General features: G+C 62.4%; 24 protein-coding genes. 17 read left to right on the top strand and 7 right to left on the bottom strand.

Annotation, left to right across the window (positions count from 1 at the left end; genetic code table 11):
* Positions 1-145 precede the first annotated feature (145 nt).
* Positions 146-388, bottom strand: coding sequence for a hypothetical protein (locus NKH12_RS21455; RefSeq protein WP_352954969.1), 243 nt, complete (start codon positions 386-388; stop codon positions 146-148).
* Positions 389-1468: 1080 nt separating this feature from the next.
* On the opposite strand from NKH12_RS21455, the gene NKH12_RS21450 reads away from it, so the two are divergent.
* The 3 genes from NKH12_RS21450 to NKH12_RS21440 all read left to right on the top strand — a co-directional run bounded on the left by NKH12_RS21450 (position 1469) and on the right by NKH12_RS21440 (position 2795).
* On the top strand, positions 1469-1825 hold the full coding sequence (locus NKH12_RS21450; protein ID WP_352954968.1) for an SGNH/GDSL hydrolase family protein: 357 nt from the start codon (positions 1469-1471) through the stop codon (positions 1823-1825).
* A gap of 3 nt (positions 1826-1828) precedes the next feature.
* Positions 1829-2011 carry a hypothetical protein gene (locus NKH12_RS21445; protein ID WP_352954967.1) on the top strand — a complete coding sequence of 61 codons (183 nt, stop codon included), beginning with the start codon at positions 1829-1831 and terminating at the stop codon, positions 2009-2011.
* Between the two features lie 70 nt (positions 2012-2081).
* Entirely contained in the window at positions 2082-2795 is a 714-nt protein-coding gene (locus NKH12_RS21440) for a class I SAM-dependent methyltransferase (RefSeq protein ID WP_352954966.1), read from the top strand.
* Here NKH12_RS21440 and NKH12_RS21435 read toward each other — a convergent pair.
* Positions 2788-3417 carry an acyltransferase gene (locus NKH12_RS21435; RefSeq protein WP_352954965.1) on the bottom strand — a complete coding sequence of 210 codons (630 nt, stop codon included), beginning with the start codon at positions 3415-3417 and terminating at the stop codon, positions 2788-2790. The two genes, NKH12_RS21440 and NKH12_RS21435, sit on opposite strands and share 8 nt — an antisense overlap.
* Positions 3418-3846: 429 nt before the next feature.
* Between NKH12_RS21435 and NKH12_RS21430 the strand changes: the two genes are divergently transcribed.
* Positions 3847-4413: a DUF3800 domain-containing protein gene (locus tag NKH12_RS21430; RefSeq protein WP_352954964.1), complete on the top strand. Its 567-nt coding sequence runs from the start codon at positions 3847-3849 to the stop codon at positions 4411-4413.
* Between the two features lie 72 nt (positions 4414-4485).
* On the opposite strand, the gene NKH12_RS21425 is transcribed toward NKH12_RS21430, so the two are convergent.
* The 4 genes from NKH12_RS21425 to NKH12_RS21410 form a co-directional block, all read right to left on the bottom strand.
* Positions 4486-4656, bottom strand: coding sequence for a hypothetical protein (locus NKH12_RS21425; RefSeq protein WP_352954963.1), 171 nt, complete (start codon positions 4654-4656; stop codon positions 4486-4488).
* A gap of 142 nt (positions 4657-4798) precedes the next feature.
* Positions 4799-5008, bottom strand: a complete 210-nt coding sequence (locus NKH12_RS21420) for a hypothetical protein (protein ID WP_352954962.1) — start codon at positions 5006-5008, stop codon at positions 4799-4801.
* 126 nt (positions 5009-5134) lie between these two features.
* Positions 5135-5308 (bottom strand): hypothetical protein, encoded by a 174-nt coding sequence (locus NKH12_RS21415; RefSeq protein WP_352954961.1) that lies wholly within the window; start codon positions 5306-5308, stop codon positions 5135-5137.
* A 123-nt stretch (positions 5309-5431) separates the two neighbouring features.
* A complete protein-coding gene (locus NKH12_RS21410) occupies positions 5432-5611 on the bottom strand; it encodes a hypothetical protein (RefSeq protein WP_352954960.1) in 180 nt (59 codons plus the stop codon).
* Positions 5612-5710: 99 nt separating this feature from the next.
* Between NKH12_RS21410 and NKH12_RS21405 the strand changes: the two genes are divergently transcribed.
* The 10 genes from NKH12_RS21405 to NKH12_RS21360 all read left to right on the top strand — a co-directional run bounded on the left by NKH12_RS21405 (position 5711) and on the right by NKH12_RS21360 (position 10095).
* Complete coding sequence (locus NKH12_RS21405; RefSeq protein ID WP_352954959.1) at positions 5711-6505, top strand: N-acetylmuramidase family protein; 795 nt, start codon at positions 5711-5713, stop codon at positions 6503-6505.
* Between the two features lie 4 nt (positions 6506-6509).
* Positions 6510-6728: a hypothetical protein gene (locus NKH12_RS21400; RefSeq protein WP_352954958.1), complete on the top strand. Its 219-nt coding sequence runs from the start codon at positions 6510-6512 to the stop codon at positions 6726-6728.
* Position 6729: 1 nt separating this feature from the next.
* The gene (locus tag NKH12_RS21395) at positions 6730-6996 is read left to right on the top strand and encodes a hypothetical protein (protein ID WP_352954957.1); all 267 of its coding nucleotides are present in this window, start codon (positions 6730-6732) and stop codon (positions 6994-6996) included.
* Positions 6981-7208 carry a hypothetical protein gene (locus NKH12_RS21390; RefSeq protein WP_352954956.1) on the top strand — a complete coding sequence of 76 codons (228 nt, stop codon included), beginning with the start codon at positions 6981-6983 and terminating at the stop codon, positions 7206-7208. The genes NKH12_RS21395 and NKH12_RS21390 overlap by 16 nt, the downstream gene beginning before the upstream one ends.
* The gene (locus NKH12_RS21385; RefSeq protein ID WP_352954955.1) at positions 7187-7531 is read left to right on the top strand and encodes a hypothetical protein; all 345 of its coding nucleotides are present in this window, start codon (positions 7187-7189) and stop codon (positions 7529-7531) included. Before NKH12_RS21390 ends, NKH12_RS21385 begins: the two co-directional genes overlap by 22 nt.
* A 217-nt stretch (positions 7532-7748) precedes the next feature.
* Positions 7749-8042, top strand: coding sequence for a hypothetical protein (locus NKH12_RS21380; RefSeq protein WP_352954954.1), 294 nt, complete (start codon positions 7749-7751; stop codon positions 8040-8042).
* A gap of 433 nt (positions 8043-8475) precedes the next feature.
* Positions 8476-8808 carry a hypothetical protein gene (locus tag NKH12_RS21375; RefSeq protein WP_352954953.1) on the top strand — a complete coding sequence of 111 codons (333 nt, stop codon included), beginning with the start codon at positions 8476-8478 and terminating at the stop codon, positions 8806-8808.
* 347 nt (positions 8809-9155) lie between these two features.
* Positions 9156-9461 carry a DUF1236 domain-containing protein gene (locus NKH12_RS21370; RefSeq protein ID WP_352954952.1) on the top strand — a complete coding sequence of 102 codons (306 nt, stop codon included), beginning with the start codon at positions 9156-9158 and terminating at the stop codon, positions 9459-9461.
* Between the two features lie 99 nt (positions 9462-9560).
* Positions 9561-9761 carry a hypothetical protein gene (locus NKH12_RS21365; protein WP_352954951.1) on the top strand — a complete coding sequence of 67 codons (201 nt, stop codon included), beginning with the start codon at positions 9561-9563 and terminating at the stop codon, positions 9759-9761.
* Between the two features lie 76 nt (positions 9762-9837).
* Complete coding sequence (locus NKH12_RS21360) at positions 9838-10095, top strand: DUF2934 domain-containing protein (RefSeq protein ID WP_352954950.1); 258 nt, start codon at positions 9838-9840, stop codon at positions 10093-10095.
* A gap of 74 nt (positions 10096-10169) precedes the next feature.
* Here NKH12_RS21360 and NKH12_RS21355 read toward each other — a convergent pair whose 3' ends face one another.
* Complete coding sequence (locus NKH12_RS21355; protein ID WP_352954949.1) at positions 10170-10496, bottom strand: hypothetical protein; 327 nt, start codon at positions 10494-10496, stop codon at positions 10170-10172.
* Positions 10497-10738: 242 nt separating this feature from the next.
* On the opposite strand from NKH12_RS21355, the gene NKH12_RS21350 reads away from it, so the two are divergent.
* Genes NKH12_RS21350 through NKH12_RS21340 form a run of 3 tightly spaced genes read left to right on the top strand, consistent with a single transcriptional unit; the run spans position 10739 to position 13466 of the window.
* Positions 10739-11464: a GntR family transcriptional regulator gene (locus tag NKH12_RS21350; protein ID WP_352954948.1), complete on the top strand. Its 726-nt coding sequence runs from the start codon at positions 10739-10741 to the stop codon at positions 11462-11464.
* 2 nt (positions 11465-11466) lie between these two features.
* Entirely contained in the window at positions 11467-12501 is a 1035-nt protein-coding gene (locus NKH12_RS21345; RefSeq protein WP_352954947.1) for an ADP-ribosylglycohydrolase family protein, read from the top strand.
* A complete protein-coding gene (locus NKH12_RS21340; protein ID WP_352954945.1) occupies positions 12498-13466 on the top strand; it encodes a PfkB family carbohydrate kinase in 969 nt (322 codons plus the stop codon). Before NKH12_RS21345 ends, NKH12_RS21340 begins: the two co-directional genes overlap by 4 nt.
* Positions 13467-13483: the final 17 nt, after the last annotated feature.

Raw genomic sequence — 13483 nt, 5'->3', positions numbered from 1 at the left:
CCGGGGGGGCGGGTGGGGGGGGGCCGGGGGGCTGGGTGGGAATTTTGTTAGGGGGTAGCCGGGGGGGGGGGGGGGGGGGGCGCCGCGCCCGCTTCGTGGTCGCGGGTGGCGCGCTGACGCAGATCCTGATGACTGCGCCCGGCTCCTACACGGTGGCGCCGAACTTCAGCTTCGCGGCATCGGCGGGATTGGCGGGTGCAAGTTCGGCGGCGGTTTTGGGCCGGAATGTCGATGTCGGTGAGTACTTCTGGACCGAAGTCAGCGACGGCATCATGGGAATGTATACCGTGGCGGCTGGGCCGGTTGCGATGGATAGCGGTGTTCGCGCGTCGGCAGCGGAAGTTGTCGCCTTGATCGGGTCCCGGACGGTTGGGCCGGTTCCGATCACGGGCTCCATTGGCGGCACGGCTGTTACCAATACCAGGGTCTACCATTGGCCCGGCTCACTGTCAGCTGTCGATGAGTTTCTTTCGAGTGTAGAACTCGGCTTCGGCGCTGGAGCGGGAACAATCAATATCGTAATTGCCCACGTCGAGGGTGATGGCACGTTAACACTCGTTTCTGAACAAACCATCCCTGTCGTTGCCGGCCCGTCCTCCCTCAACTCGGCCCTCGCAATCCTGAAGCCGGCCGGCAGCGTCATGGGCTTACAGCGGACAGGTGCGGGCACCTGGTACTATACGGCCGGGGCAATTCCGAACGGCGAAAGCGAGTGGTTTACGGCGGCGGTGCCGACCTCGCACACCGCCAAGACCATCGGCTTTACAAACGGCCCGCAATGGAAAGCAACTTTCACGGGTGAAGTCGGCACAAAGGCACGCGCCGCCTACGATACCGCAAAAGGCCTTGTCGATGTTGTCGGTTCGGAATTGGATACTGGGTGGCCGTCGCTGGTCAACACCGGTGCGAACACGCCCGCGAACTACAGCATTGTCATGCAAACGCCGGCTGCCGTCGCTGGCTTCATCACTCAGGTCGATGTCGGGGCGAGCGGCGCGGGTGCTGCACTGATCCATGTTGTCGAGGTCTTGGCAGGACCGACCGTCAACGTGATCAGCACCACGCCAATCACTCTTGCAAATGGCGTTCCCCCTATCCCTCTCTCGATCCCGATTGCGGCCGGACAATATCCGGCGATCAGCGGCGGCGGCTACAAGTTTCAGAACAGCGTTAATCTGGAAGGCATTCCCGTTTGGCTCAGGAGCGGGGCGCTGTCGACCGGCGCCAGTGTGTCGAATTCGACCCAGCACCGCTATGAGGTCCGCTTCACGATCAAGACCGGTCTTATAGCGGATGCCGCAAGGGCCTTGAACAGCGGCGCGCTGAACACCGGTATGAACCTGCTGGCAGACGCCGACCCGAATGGCGTCGTTGACGCGCCTCGCATGGGAGCTATACCTTCGCGTCGTTTAATACGGCGCGCCTTACCTCGGCAATCGTCCAAGCGAGCTATGCTGGCGGAAAGATCGTGCCGATACTCGCGCTTGGCATCAACGACAGTTTTGGTACCGCGCCGGCTACGATTTCAACGAACATCTCTGCGGTGCTTAACACGCTGGAGGCCGCCGCCGCACCTCGGATCCTTGCCATGCTGCCGACGCGCCCGTCTTCGGCCTGGGATGGTACCTACACTGGCGGGCGGACTTACGACGCGGCGCTTGGCGCTATCCGCCAGACATACCGGTCACGAAATGTGCTGACGATCCCAATTGATGGCTTCGATTATATCGACGCTGGAGCCTATCAAGAGGGCCTTCACTTCAACGACGCCGGCCACGACGGCAATGCGCTGCGCTTCATCGAATACGTCGCGGAAAGGGGATAAGCCATGGCATTCGCTATTCAGCACAAGGGGGCTATCGTCACCGAGCTCGAGGAGGACGAGGAGTGGGTAGTGGTCGGCAAGAACATTCTGATCACCAATCCCAGCTACCCGACGCACAGCCGGACGATATTCGTCTCTGAGGATGATGTGGAGGGCCTCGTTGAGATCTGGCTGGGCGGCGCGTAGTCCCACTGGACGCGATTAGCGCGCTATGGCACCCTCTGGTTGGCGGGGCGATCCTTCGGAGGATTTCTCGATGGCGGACGCCGGCAGCATCATCGACATCTATGACGACTACTACACCGACGGGAAGGTGGCCGCAAAACGGGAGATAGCTTCCAACCAATCGGTCGGACACATCGAGGCGATCATTCAGGGCGAGTCCTTCGAGAAGATACTGGACATCGGCGCTGGCGAAGGCGCCGTGCTGGACAAGCTGGACAAGAAGGGCCTTGGAAGGACCCTTGGCGCCGTGGAGATTTCGACCAGCGGCGTCGAGGCGATCAAGGCTAGGAAAATCGCCAACCTGGCCAGCCTCGATATCTTCGACGGCTATCATATCCCGCATCCCGACAAGTCATTCGACCTCGGCCTTGCGATCCACGTCGTCGAACATGTCGAGCACGAGCGGATGTTTCTGATGGAGGCGGCAAGGGTCTGCAAGAAGCTCTATATCGAAGTGCCGCTCGAGCATACGAGGAACCTCGGCCGCGCAATTCGGATGTCCGGCCCCTACGGGCATATCAATTTCTACACGCCGTTGACGTTCGAAAACCTGCTGAAGACTTCGGGTCTCAAGGTAGAAAGGCTGATGACGTTTGCGCACGATCTCGCCTATGAGCAACACTTGGCCGGCCGGTCAAAAGGGTGGGTGAAATACAAGCTGCGAACCGAGTTTCTGAGGCTCGCACCTGCCGCCGCAGTGCGCAGCATGGCGTATATGGCCGGGGCTCTGTGTAGCGCTAAATAGCTCGGTCCTGTTCGACAAGGTCGCGAATCTGCCTAGCTGGATTGCCGGCAACGGCGGTAAACGGTGCGACATCTTTCGTCACGACAGCCGCGGCGCCGACGACCGCGCCCCTGCCGATTGTGACGCCTTTCAGGATTGTGACGCCCATGCCGATCCAAGCATTGTCGTCGATCGTTACCGGGGCGACGCCAATATCGGTCCAATCCTTTTTGCCTTGACGCCAGTCCGCCACATCTTTCGCTCGCTGCTTCCAGTCGAGAGAGTGCGAGTTGTGATCAACGATCGTGACATCCCAGGAGATGACGACGTCATTGCCGATGGTGATACCCGTCGCGGCTACGAGGTGGCTTTTCCCAATGAAGCAATCCCGGCCGATTGTGATTTGTGCTTCGGGCCGATCGAAGGAAAAGTAGCAGTTGATGATCCCGTCCTCGCCGATCGAGTGATGGCCACGGCGGGCGGTGCGGACGCTCTGAATGGCCATCTTCGTGCCGGCGCCGACATTGACGCCCGCTAGGCGTTGCAGGAAGGGCGGCACAAAAGGCATGTCAGTGTCTTCCGTATCGTGTTTGTTGCTGCCTCTCGGCGATGACCAGGGGCAGATCCGTTGGGCAGCCACCATTTGCGGCAAGCACCTCCGCTTTGCAAGCATGATCGTGAGGGGGCTCACGTTCTAATTCGTTTGGCTCGACAGGGTCTTTTGGGGTCTTTTGGCGATACTTTGCGTGCCCAAAAAGGAGGTGGTAATGATGCGCACTAAATGGTCACTCACAAGCTCCGTTCGGCGGCCTTCTTTGGGGACCCAACCGTTGCGCTTTATATTCACGGACGAGGCTGGCACCTCTGCGTTGGAGCCAGTGACAGTCGTCGTTGGCTTAATTGCTGATGCGGATTCACAAGTAATGTCGGCCGAGGCATTGGCTTTGGAGATACTTGGCGGTGTGCCCCCTGAGCACAGCGATGGTTTTGTTTTCATGCGACCCAGGTATACGGTGACAAGAGGTACCAAGACGGCTGGGGCCTGACCGACAGGTTACGGTTACTAACTGACATGATGAGTGTGCCGCGCCGCATTGGTATGGCAACTGTCGTCGCAGCTCATTGGCGCAACTCAATTGAGTATGAATCGCTGGAAGAACTCGGCCTTAGCCGTAGCCAGTTCGAACACTTTCTCACGTTCCAATATTGCATGGCTATAGCTGATCGAAACATCCGCAGACACGCGGGACCGCGAGAAGTCGCGAGTGTCGTGGCGGAAGACGTACCTGATATGAGACGCTTTCTGAAAGCGGTCCCGAGAATTCTACGGGAGTTTCCAAGGAATGTGCGACCAGAACACATGCGCCGGACGTCAAAAGACGACGAGGCAGGGTATAGTACGCAGAGCGGAGAATTGCGCGTCACTCGAATTCGAAATTCGGTTCACTTTGTGGAGAAGGCGGAAGATCCACTGGTGCAGGTAGCAGATGCATGTGCCTACGGATTTAGGCGGTTCTTTGCTGGAGAAAAATTTGGTGCTGAGTTCGTCGACGCTATTCTGGGGGATCATCGAATGGTGGCACATTTCGCGTCACCAATAGGCATGGAGTGTTGGTGGCCTAATCGTCAGGCAACTTAGGTTTGGGAATCTCACAACGCTTGCAAATCTCTTACCGGATTCATCAGCTTCAAGGCGCAAAGACTGCAAAGACTAATGACGGCCGTCTTGCGGCTTGTCGTGAGGCTGGCTGTTCGACCACCAGACAAAATACAGCGAACCCACCTTCATGACCGGCACGCGGCGCTCGCGTTCGCGCACCCGCAATTCGCGATAGACTTTCATCTTCAGGGTGCCGCCCGGCAATTTGATACGCACTGCCATCGGTTCAAACTCCCGCCGGCTAGGCAATGATGATGTGCAATGCAGCAATTAGAGGACTTCCCCAAGGGAAGAGTCAACAGCCGATGGGCGCGTTTCTGACAGTTTCCGGAAGGATTGCGCGCAGGCGCCCGATAACGGGTTTTCAGGGCGTCAAACGCGTTGCCTGTTGTTGGTCAGAATCGTCCGGTGTAGCCGGCTGGCCATCCAAAGGACGCTGGCGGTTCGACCACCAGGTGAAATACAGCGAACCCATCTTCAGAACCGGTATGCGGCGGGTGCGTTCGCGCTCCCGCAATTCCCGATACACCTTCATCTTCAAGGTGCCGCTCGGCAACTTGATACGAACCGCCATCAGCCGAACCCCATTGTGCAGCGCAGCAACTAGAGAGCTTCCGCAGCGAAATAGTCAATGGCCGGTCATTGACTATTTCTGGGGCTGACTTCTGAATTTTTTCCGGAGGGTCGGTGCGGCTCGGGATCATCGCTTTGGCGGGCGCCCGGACGGACGATCCGATATGCTGTTCGGCCACCAGACGATGAAGTAATTTCCGACCTGCCAGACCGGAACTTCGCGCTTCTGCTCGCGGCGGCGCAGCTCGTCCCTCGTCTTGATCTTCAAGGTCCCGCCCGGAAGCCTGATCCTGATTGTCACGTGCCCTCCCGCACCCTGTGTCCCACAAGGTACGAACGGTTCATAGGAGCAGTTTCATCCCGGCTAAGCAATTTCGGATCAGGTAGCAAGACGGATCGAGCTGTTTTCAAATGGTCAACACCGTCACTTGAAGAAATCCGCCATGCCCTGGATGGCCAGGAACGCATAGAGGATCGGCCCGGCGACCAGCCCGCAACAGAGGCACAGGATCGCTGCCAGCGCCACAAGCAGGGGCTTGTCGCGGCCGACCGCGCATAGCTCGGCCTTCACCGTCCAGCGCGCCGTTCCTTCATCTTGCGACATGGGCCGCTGTCCTCCCGATCCCCGCTCCCCTTGGGGGGCTCATTTCACACAATCGCCTGCAAACATCAACCGGCCCGCGAGGGCGGAAAGGACACGACTATGGACATGACGTTCAAGGGCGCCGCCAGGCGCCTGGACGACCTCGATCTGCCAAAACTTGGCGCCAGGATCGGCGTCGGCGAGGATGAGATCCACGCTTTTATTGATGTGGAAACGAGCGGGCATGGCTTCGACGTCCATGGCCGGCCGATCATCCTGTTCGAGCCGCATGTCTTTTTCCGCAACCTGTCGGAGGCAAAGCGGGCGCAAGCTGTCCCGGCCGGACTTGCCTATGCCAAATGGGGCGAAAGGCCTTGTCCCCGGGACAGCTATCCGCGCCTGAAAGCGGCTATCGCAATCGACGAGACGGCGGCGCTCAAATCGGCGTCGTGGGGCCTCGGCCAGGTTCTCGGCGAGAATTTCAAGGCGGCCGGCTTCTTCACCGTGCAGGCCATGGTCGAAGCCATGATGGAGGACGAGGCGCTGCAGCTGGCGGCGGCGGTCAATTTCATCGCCGCCAACCGGCTCGACGGCAAATTGCGCAATCATGATTGGGCCGGCTTTGCCAAGGGCTACAACGGCGCATCCTTTGGGAAAAACGCCTACGATATCAGGCTTGCCGCCGCGTTCCGCAAATGGTCTGGGATCAAGGACACGCCGTGGCCGCCCGCCGCCCCAGCGCAGCCTCCAGCGCCTGTTCCGATCCCGCAGGCTCCGCAACTGAACGGTCCCACGCCTTCGGCCCCAGAGGCAGAGCCGGACAAGGCTGGTGTCCGGCCCGGACCGTTGCCCGGCCCCGGGCCGCAGTCCTGGCCCCCTTGGTCGCCGCAATCCTCTCCTTGTTTCGAAAGGTAAAGCCATGACGTGGTTCAATACCAATGCCGCGCACAATCTGATCAATGTGCTGATCCTGCTGCTCACCGGCCTGGTCGGCTTCGACTGGACGCTGTTCGGCATCGAGGCGCCCCTGGCGCTCAAGATCACCGGGGTGCTGAGCCTGCTCAAGATCCTGATGAATGTCGTCCGCGACGGCGTCGCCGGTCTCGTCAGAAGACAGCCCGCCGTGGAGGGCAATTGAGATGTGGGTGCTTTCCATGCTGAGCGCGCTCGCCGGCAACAAGACGATCATATCGATCCTCGCCGCGCTGGTCGGCGGCATCGGCCTCTTTGTCGCCGGCGGCATCAGCCGGGCCAAGGAGGATACGGCCAGGCGAGCGGCGGAAAAACTCGCCGCCGCGCAGGATCGCCTCGAGATGGACCGCGAGGCGATCGATGCCGAACGCGCGGCGCGCGACCTGCCGGACGAAGCCGCACGGCGGGAGGCGATGCGATGGGCAAAGCACTGATGATCGGTCTGCTGCCAGGCGGCCTGCTGTTTGGGGGCCTGTTGCTCGCCGGATGCACAACGCCGGTTTCGCCGGCGCGCCAGGTCTGGTGCGACCACAACCAGGCGCGCCGTCCCTCCGCCCTCGTCGTCGCCGCCATGACGCGGCCCGAGCTCGACGAGGTGAACGCCTACAACGGGAAGGGCGCCAGATGGTGCGGGTGGAAGCCATGATACAGGAGTTTCTCGATGCTCTCGGCATCAAGGCGCCGGTGGTGGTCGCCGGCCTTTCCGGCGGCATTCTGCGCGCCTTGTCGCGCCACCGCTACAAGGTCCGCGAGATGGTGGCGTCGCCGATCTGCGGCGCGCTGGCGGCGGCCTACCTGACATTGCCGGTGGTGCATTACTTCCGCGCTTCCGGCGTGCCTTTGCCGTCGCCCGACGACGACACCACGACGCTGGCCGCGGCGTTCCTCATCGGCGTCTCGGCGATGTGGATCTCGGACATCGTCTTCGAGGTGGTGGTGAGGCGGTTCAAGCCTGAGAAGGAGGAGTGAGATCGCGCCTGTCTTAAAGCGCGTCGCGTTTGACCGGCCTCATGCGACGCGCTTTAGGTTGTTGTTTTAAGCATGTCGTTATCGCAAAACCGCTGCACACTCTTGCGCGAGATGCATTATTGCGCCGCAGCAACAGCCTCTTGCGGGCGACCCGGGTGAAGGTTGCGGAACCACGGGCGAAGGTGCGCGTTGGGCACGACCCTTGAGAGGATCTACCATGCCAGCTCGCCCAATCGTCTCGACAGCCGCAGCGATCCTGCTCGCCGCCACAAGCATGGCTTACGGCCGGCCGGATGCGCGCACCATGACATGCGAACAGACGCAGCAACTGATCCAGAGCCGGCGCGCGATCGTCCTGACCACCGGCCGCAATACCTATGATCGATATGTCCGCCAATACGGCAATGAGTGCGACTGGCCCGAAGTGCCCGTCACCTCCTTCATCAGGACGCTTGACGGTCAATGCCGGGTCCATCGATGCGAGGAACCGGTTTTCGATTTCCCGGACTGAGAAGCAGCCGGCGCTCGATCCAAGGTCTCTTCGTGACACCGAGGCTGTCGATGCGCTAGAAGCCGAAGAATTGCCGGCCTATCAAATATCCAACCGCGACGACCACCAGGGGAAACAAGGCCGGCGCCAGCCGGCTCAGAGCGGAGCTCCTTGCCGGTTCCTTTGGGGCATTCCTGAGGGCGTTTCCGAGATTTTTGGTCATGGTCCACTATGGTAGCAATCGCTGATTAACGATTCACCAACATGCTGCGCCCGCCCCGGAGACGGGGCGGTTTTTTGGCGTCTTCCACGGAGCTCGTCGCCATTGCCGCCCAAAACTGTCGTGCCGGTCGATTGAACCAGCATGGAGCCGGGCGCGTCGCAGCATGCGGGAACCAATCGCCGCCCACCTGCTTTGGCAAGGAGGTGATCTTTCGCGGGAAAGGAGTTCGACATGAAACCTATCGCATTCCTGCCGAGCGCGTTGATCATGGGCGTGCTCGGCGCACTGGCGTTGGCGGCGCCGGCTGCCGCCCAGACGGATAACCAGACACAAGACCAGGCGCCTGCCGGCCCCTGCCAGGCCCAGCCGCAGAACGGCCAGCAGCAGGAGCCGCCCGTCAACAACGGTGCCGGCGACAGCCTGACCGAAACGCTTGATCCCTGCAACGGCGTGCTGCAGCCGCCGCCGACCGGCGATCAGGGCATGGCCGCACCGCCGCCGGACCAAGGCAAAACACCGGTGCTCAAGCCCGGCGAGGTGCCGCCGCAGCCGCCGAAACAATAGGTTGGAGCCTTTGCCGTCCAGGCACCTGACGGACGCCCGACGCCGGCAGGCTTTTTTGCCGCTGGGCGGAACATTAGCTCTCGCTAAATGTTCCTCTCGAAGCAGTCGATATCACCCCCTCCGGTATCGCTGCTGATCGGGCAAACCGATCGGCCCGCGTGCCCTGCAACAGGAAACGCGGGCCACTGCGGCTGTTTGCGGCAACGCATCCGGGCGGACCGATTAGCCGCCGCTCACGGAACAAGAAGGTTGCGTGAGCGTTTCCAAAGAGGGCCCGCCGTCCCGATTGTGATCTAATGTTGCCACCCGTGGAAGGCGAAGTCCGCCAACAAGAACAGGAGAAGACGATGAAGATCCACCTTGTTCCTGCCGCCACCGGGCTGGTTCTGCTCGCCGGTGTCGGCGTGGCCACCGCAGACCAGGTGATTGTCACGCCCGAGCAGCAGACAGTCGTCCGCGAATATGTGCAGAAGCACCCGCTGGCGTCGATCAGCCTTCTGGGAGTGGAGCTCAACATCGGTTCCACTTTGCCCGACACGGTTGAACTTCACCCGATCGACGTTCCCGACGTGCAATACAGATACGTGGTCGTCGATGATCGCACCGTTCTGGTCGACCCCGGCACCCGCAGGATCGTGCAGGTCATCGACTGACCTTCACCCGTCGCTCTCTCGGGAAGACGCAAGGAGAGCGGCGGCTCGCCGGCAGGCAGCCGGCTGTTGATCGTCTTGTCGCGGAAAGGAGCCATTTCCATGTTGCCGCATGTCGAGTCACGCAATGTGGCCGCATCTGTCGACAAGCTGCTCGCTGAACGGGGCGCTGCCCTGTTGTCGATGAAGGAGTTGATCGCAGCGGTGCGTGAGCGAACTGGAACGGAGCGCTCGGACGCGGATCTGGCGGGGCTGATCACCAAAAAGGCGGCACTTCTCGGTGTCGCGGTGCTGTCCGACTAGGCTGAAGCAGCTCAAGACGCCGATCGAAATTTCAGCTAAAAGTTGTCGCTCACGGATTTGAGCCGAGGAGACAACAGTGACGGACGACAGGCAGGAACGCATTCGCCGGCGGGCTCACGCGATCTGGGAACAGGCCGGCCGGCCCAACGGCGCGCATCAGCAGCACTGGGACCAGGCCACTGCCGAGGTCGACGGTGAGGAGCGCAGGCCGAAAGCCAAGGCGGCTCGACCGAAGGAGCCGACGGCCGCCAAAGCCAAGCCGGCGGCCGCCAAAGCCAAGCCCGAAGACACTAGGCCAAAGACTGCTCGGCCGCGCAAAGGTTCAGCAAGCTAGAACAATAACGCTTCGGCCGCGGGACGAAGCTCCGTCCGCGGCCGAAAGCGTAAGTCCCGAAATCTCGATCTCTGCTACTTGCCGCAATGGTTGTCGTTGACGGTCGGTGAAACCGTGCCGGGAGCCTTGTGAGTGGCATCAGGCATCGCGCCCTGCGGGCCTGGAGGGCAGTTCCGATCGGCATTGGAATTCATGCCGCCAGGGCCCGCAATAATACTAGCGGTAATCCCGGGATCGACAGCATCCGGCTCGGCCAGGTTCGGATCGATCGGGGCGGGGTCCGTTACGACGCTTCTGCCGCTGCCGGTATCCATGTCAGCGTCTGGGTCGGCGTTCTGGGCCATCGCAGAAGTGGCCAGCCCAGCGGCGAGTAGGGACGCTGCGAGAATCTGCTTAAGCATGGTTTGCCTCCATTTGTCTCTCCATTTTTTCGGTTGTCGCCGCATAGCGACTACAGAAAAAAACCGCTCGGGCGTGGTGAAGGTTCCCATAAAATTCCAGCCTGCGACGAACCGTCGTGATCAGCAAGGCAATCCTGCCCGGGATGCCAGGAACCCAAAAACGTGCTGGCCACGAGAGGTTGACATGACTGCCACGTCACGATATTGAACAGGATTATACAGGTTTACTGAACAGGTGTTCCATGGCTCGTCGCACGGCTCCGTCGTCTCCCGGAACGGGTAAGCCCGAACGGATCGCCACCGTCCTTGAACACGAGATCCGCTCCGGCGTGCTCGGCTTCGGCGACCGCCTGCAGAGCGAGAACGAGCTCGTCCAGCGTTTTTCCGTCAGCCGCAACACCATCCGCAAGGGTCTCGAGGAACTGTCGAGCCGCGGGCTGATCACCACCAAGGTCGGCATCGGCTCGTTCGTCACCTTCGACGGCATGCCGGTCGACGACGCCGTCGGCTGGTCGCGGGCGCTGGCCAATGCCGGCGCCAATGCCGAGACCCGCACGCTCAGGCTCGAAGTCATGCAGGATGCCGAGCTCGCTGGCAGGCTCGGCGTCGAAAGCCCGTTCTTCATCGCCGTCGACCGGGTGCGCTCCAACGCCGATGACGGCCATGCCATCTCGATCGAGCGCAGCCGCTTGCCGCTGTCGCCCGAGCTGGAGGACGTGCCGCTGCGCGGCCTGCGCGAGGGCTCGCTGCACCAGACGCTGCGCGGGGCGGGGCTCGTCCCCGATCACGGCGAGGAGTGGGTCGACATCGAGATGCTGAGCGCCGAGGACGCGGCCATTCTCGATTGCGCGCCGAGCGCGCCGTTCCTGCGCACGCGGCGGTTGACGCGCGCCGCCGATGGCCGCGCCATCGAATACGTCACCAGCCTGCTCAATCCGGCGCATTTCGCCCTTCACCTGGAGTTCTGAGCATGGACAGCGCCGAGGCGATCGACGGGGCGATGGGGGCGCTTATCGGCGGTGCGCTGGGCGATGCGCTCGGCATGCCGACGCAGCTGCTGTCGCCGGCCCAAATCGCCGAGCTCTACGGCCACGTCGAGGATTTCGTCGCGCCCGTCGCCGATCATCCGGTGTCGAAGGGCTTGGCCGCCGGCACTGTCACCGACGACACCGAACAGGCGCTGCTGCTCGGCCGCATCCTGGTTGTTTCAGGCGACGGCTTCGACCACACGCGCTGGGTCAAGGCGCTGCTCGACTGGGAGCGCGAGGTCAAGGCGCGCGGCAGCTACGATCTGCTCGGACCTTCTACCAAGCGCGCCATCGACGCCATCAATGACGGCGTGCCGGCCGAGGAAGCGGGGCGCAGCGGCGACACCAATGGCGCGGCGATGCGCATCGCGCCGGTCGGCATCATGATGCCGCTGGAGCCGCTCGACGGGCTGGTCGCCAAGGTGGCGGAAACCTGCCGGGCGACGCACAACACCTCGATCGCCATTGCCTCGGCCGCAGCCGTCGCTGCCGCGGTCAGCTGCGGTGTTGCCGGCGGCGACTGGCGAACAGCCTCGGATCGTGCGGTTGTGGCGGCAAGGCAAGCGGCGGCACTCGGACACTGGGTCACCGGCGGCGATATCGCCGCGCGGATCGACTGGGCGAGAAGCCTCGTCCGCGGCAAGGCCGTCACTGACGGCATCCGGCTGATCGTGGACCTGGTCGGCACCGGCGTCGCCAGCCAGGAATCGGTTCCGGCGGCCTTCGCGGTGGTGGAAATAGCCGGTGGCGATCCCTGGCAGGCGGCCGTCATCAGCGCCAATCTCGGCGGCGACACCGACACGATCGGCGCCATTGCCGCCGGCATGGCAGGCGCTTGCGCCGGCTTTTCCCGATTGCCGCAGGAACACATCGCCCGGCTCAAAGGCCTCGACATTGCGCAGGTGCGGGCGCTCGCCGCCGATCTGGTCGCGGCGCGGATCGCGAAAAGCAGTTCCGGCAAGGACGCGGCGGCATGAGCGGGCGGCTCGTCCATATCGGCAGCGCGGTGGTCGACTATGTCTACCGCATCGACGCCTTGCCGGCGCCCGGCACCGAAAAGACCGCATCGAGCTTTGCCCAGGTCGCCGGCGGCGGCTTCAACATGATGGTCGCGGCCAGCCGCACCGGCATGAAGGTAGTCTTCGGCGGCCAGCTCGGCAGCGGACCCAATGGCGATTTCCTGCGTGCCGCTTTCGCCGCCGAAGGGATCGCAACGCTGACGCCGCCATCACCCGTGATGGACAGCGGCAATTGCGTTGCCATGATCAGTGGCGACGCCGAGCGCACGTTCGTGTCATGGCCTGGCGCCGAGAGTGTGCTCAGCCTCGGCATGATGGCGGCCGTCCGGGTTGCGCCGGGGGATTGGGTGTTCGCCTCCGGCTATACGCTGAGCTATGTCGCGAGCCGCGATGCGCTGGCCGACTGGATTGAGGCGCTGCCGGCGGAAATTCCCTTCGTCTTCGATCCGACCCCTGTCGTCTCGGACATTCCGCGCGCCATTCTCGACCGGGTGCTGGCGCGCACGAGCTGGTTGAGCTGCAATACAACTGAAGCTGCTGAGATCGCCGGCCCCGGCGATGTCGAGGCCATTGCTGCCCGGCTTCTTTCCAATCACTGCCCAGGCGCCGAGGGGGTCGTCATCCGCGCCGGGGCAAAAGGCTGCTTCGTGCGGCTGGCTGACGGCACCGCGCAGGCTGTGCCCGGTCTTAAGGTCGCCGCCGTCGATACCAACGGCGCCGGCGACACCCATATCGGCGCCTTCGTCAGCGCGCTGTCGCGCGGCGTGCCGCCCTTCGAAGCGGCGCGCTATGCCAATGCGGCGGCGGCGCTCTCGGTCACCCGCCATGGCGGGTCGTCGGCGCCGACCGACCAGGAAATCCAGACATTCCTCAGCCATGACGATCGATCCGTGCACGGCTGGAAGCAAGAGGCCCATTTGTGAAAGCCTAAATGACGCAA

This window comes from Mesorhizobium sp. M1322 (assembly GCF_040318085.1).
Lineage (GTDB): Bacteria > Pseudomonadota > Alphaproteobacteria > Rhizobiales > Rhizobiaceae > Mesorhizobium.
Note: the sequence above shows the minus strand (reverse complement) of the source record. Positions and strands in the feature narration are given on the sequence as shown.

What these genes read in the sequence shown, in the direction of transcription:
- NKH12_RS21395 (WP_352954957.1), top strand. Translation starts at nt 6,730, where the DNA reads ATGTGGGTGCTTTCCATGCTGAGCGCGCTCGCCGGCAACAAGACGATC.
- NKH12_RS21375 (WP_352954953.1), top strand. Translation starts at nt 8,476, where the DNA reads ATGAAACCTATCGCATTCCTGCCGAGCGCGTTGATCATGGGCGTGCTC.
- NKH12_RS21365 (WP_352954951.1), top strand. Translation starts at nt 9,561, where the DNA reads ATGTTGCCGCATGTCGAGTCACGCAATGTGGCCGCATCTGTCGACAAG.
- NKH12_RS21410 (WP_352954960.1), bottom strand. Translation starts at nt 5,611, where the DNA reads ATGTCGCAAGATGAAGGAACGGCGCGCTGGACGGTGAAGGCCGAGCTA.
- NKH12_RS21400 (WP_352954958.1), top strand. Translation starts at nt 6,510, where the DNA reads ATGACGTGGTTCAATACCAATGCCGCGCACAATCTGATCAATGTGCTG.
- NKH12_RS21370 (WP_352954952.1), top strand. Translation starts at nt 9,156, where the DNA reads ATGAAGATCCACCTTGTTCCTGCCGCCACCGGGCTGGTTCTGCTCGCC.
- NKH12_RS21390 (WP_352954956.1), top strand. Translation starts at nt 6,981, where the DNA reads ATGGGCAAAGCACTGATGATCGGTCTGCTGCCAGGCGGCCTGCTGTTT.
- NKH12_RS21345 (WP_352954947.1), top strand. Translation starts at nt 11,467, where the DNA reads ATGGACAGCGCCGAGGCGATCGACGGGGCGATGGGGGCGCTTATCGGC.
- NKH12_RS21355 (WP_352954949.1), bottom strand. Translation starts at nt 10,496, where the DNA reads ATGCTTAAGCAGATTCTCGCAGCGTCCCTACTCGCCGCTGGGCTGGCC.
- NKH12_RS21440 (WP_352954966.1), top strand. Translation starts at nt 2,082, where the DNA reads ATGGCGGACGCCGGCAGCATCATCGACATCTATGACGACTACTACACC.
- NKH12_RS21425 (WP_352954963.1), bottom strand. Translation starts at nt 4,656, where the DNA reads ATGGCAGTGCGTATCAAATTGCCGGGCGGCACCCTGAAGATGAAAGTC.
- NKH12_RS21420 (WP_352954962.1), bottom strand. Translation starts at nt 5,008, where the DNA reads ATGGCGGTTCGTATCAAGTTGCCGAGCGGCACCTTGAAGATGAAGGTG.
- NKH12_RS21380 (WP_352954954.1), top strand. Translation starts at nt 7,749, where the DNA reads ATGCCAGCTCGCCCAATCGTCTCGACAGCCGCAGCGATCCTGCTCGCC.
- NKH12_RS21405 (WP_352954959.1), top strand. Translation starts at nt 5,711, where the DNA reads ATGGACATGACGTTCAAGGGCGCCGCCAGGCGCCTGGACGACCTCGAT.
- NKH12_RS21350 (WP_352954948.1), top strand. Translation starts at nt 10,739, where the DNA reads ATGGCTCGTCGCACGGCTCCGTCGTCTCCCGGAACGGGTAAGCCCGAA.
- NKH12_RS21430 (WP_352954964.1), top strand. Translation starts at nt 3,847, where the DNA reads ATGATGAGTGTGCCGCGCCGCATTGGTATGGCAACTGTCGTCGCAGCT.
- NKH12_RS21385 (WP_352954955.1), top strand. Translation starts at nt 7,187, where the DNA reads ATGGTGCGGGTGGAAGCCATGATACAGGAGTTTCTCGATGCTCTCGGC.
- NKH12_RS21340 (WP_352954945.1), top strand. Translation starts at nt 12,498, where the DNA reads ATGAGCGGGCGGCTCGTCCATATCGGCAGCGCGGTGGTCGACTATGTC.
- NKH12_RS21435 (WP_352954965.1), bottom strand. Translation starts at nt 3,417, where the DNA reads ATGGTGGCTGCCCAACGGATCTGCCCCTGGTCATCGCCGAGAGGCAGC.
- NKH12_RS21445 (WP_352954967.1), top strand. Translation starts at nt 1,829, where the DNA reads ATGGCATTCGCTATTCAGCACAAGGGGGCTATCGTCACCGAGCTCGAG.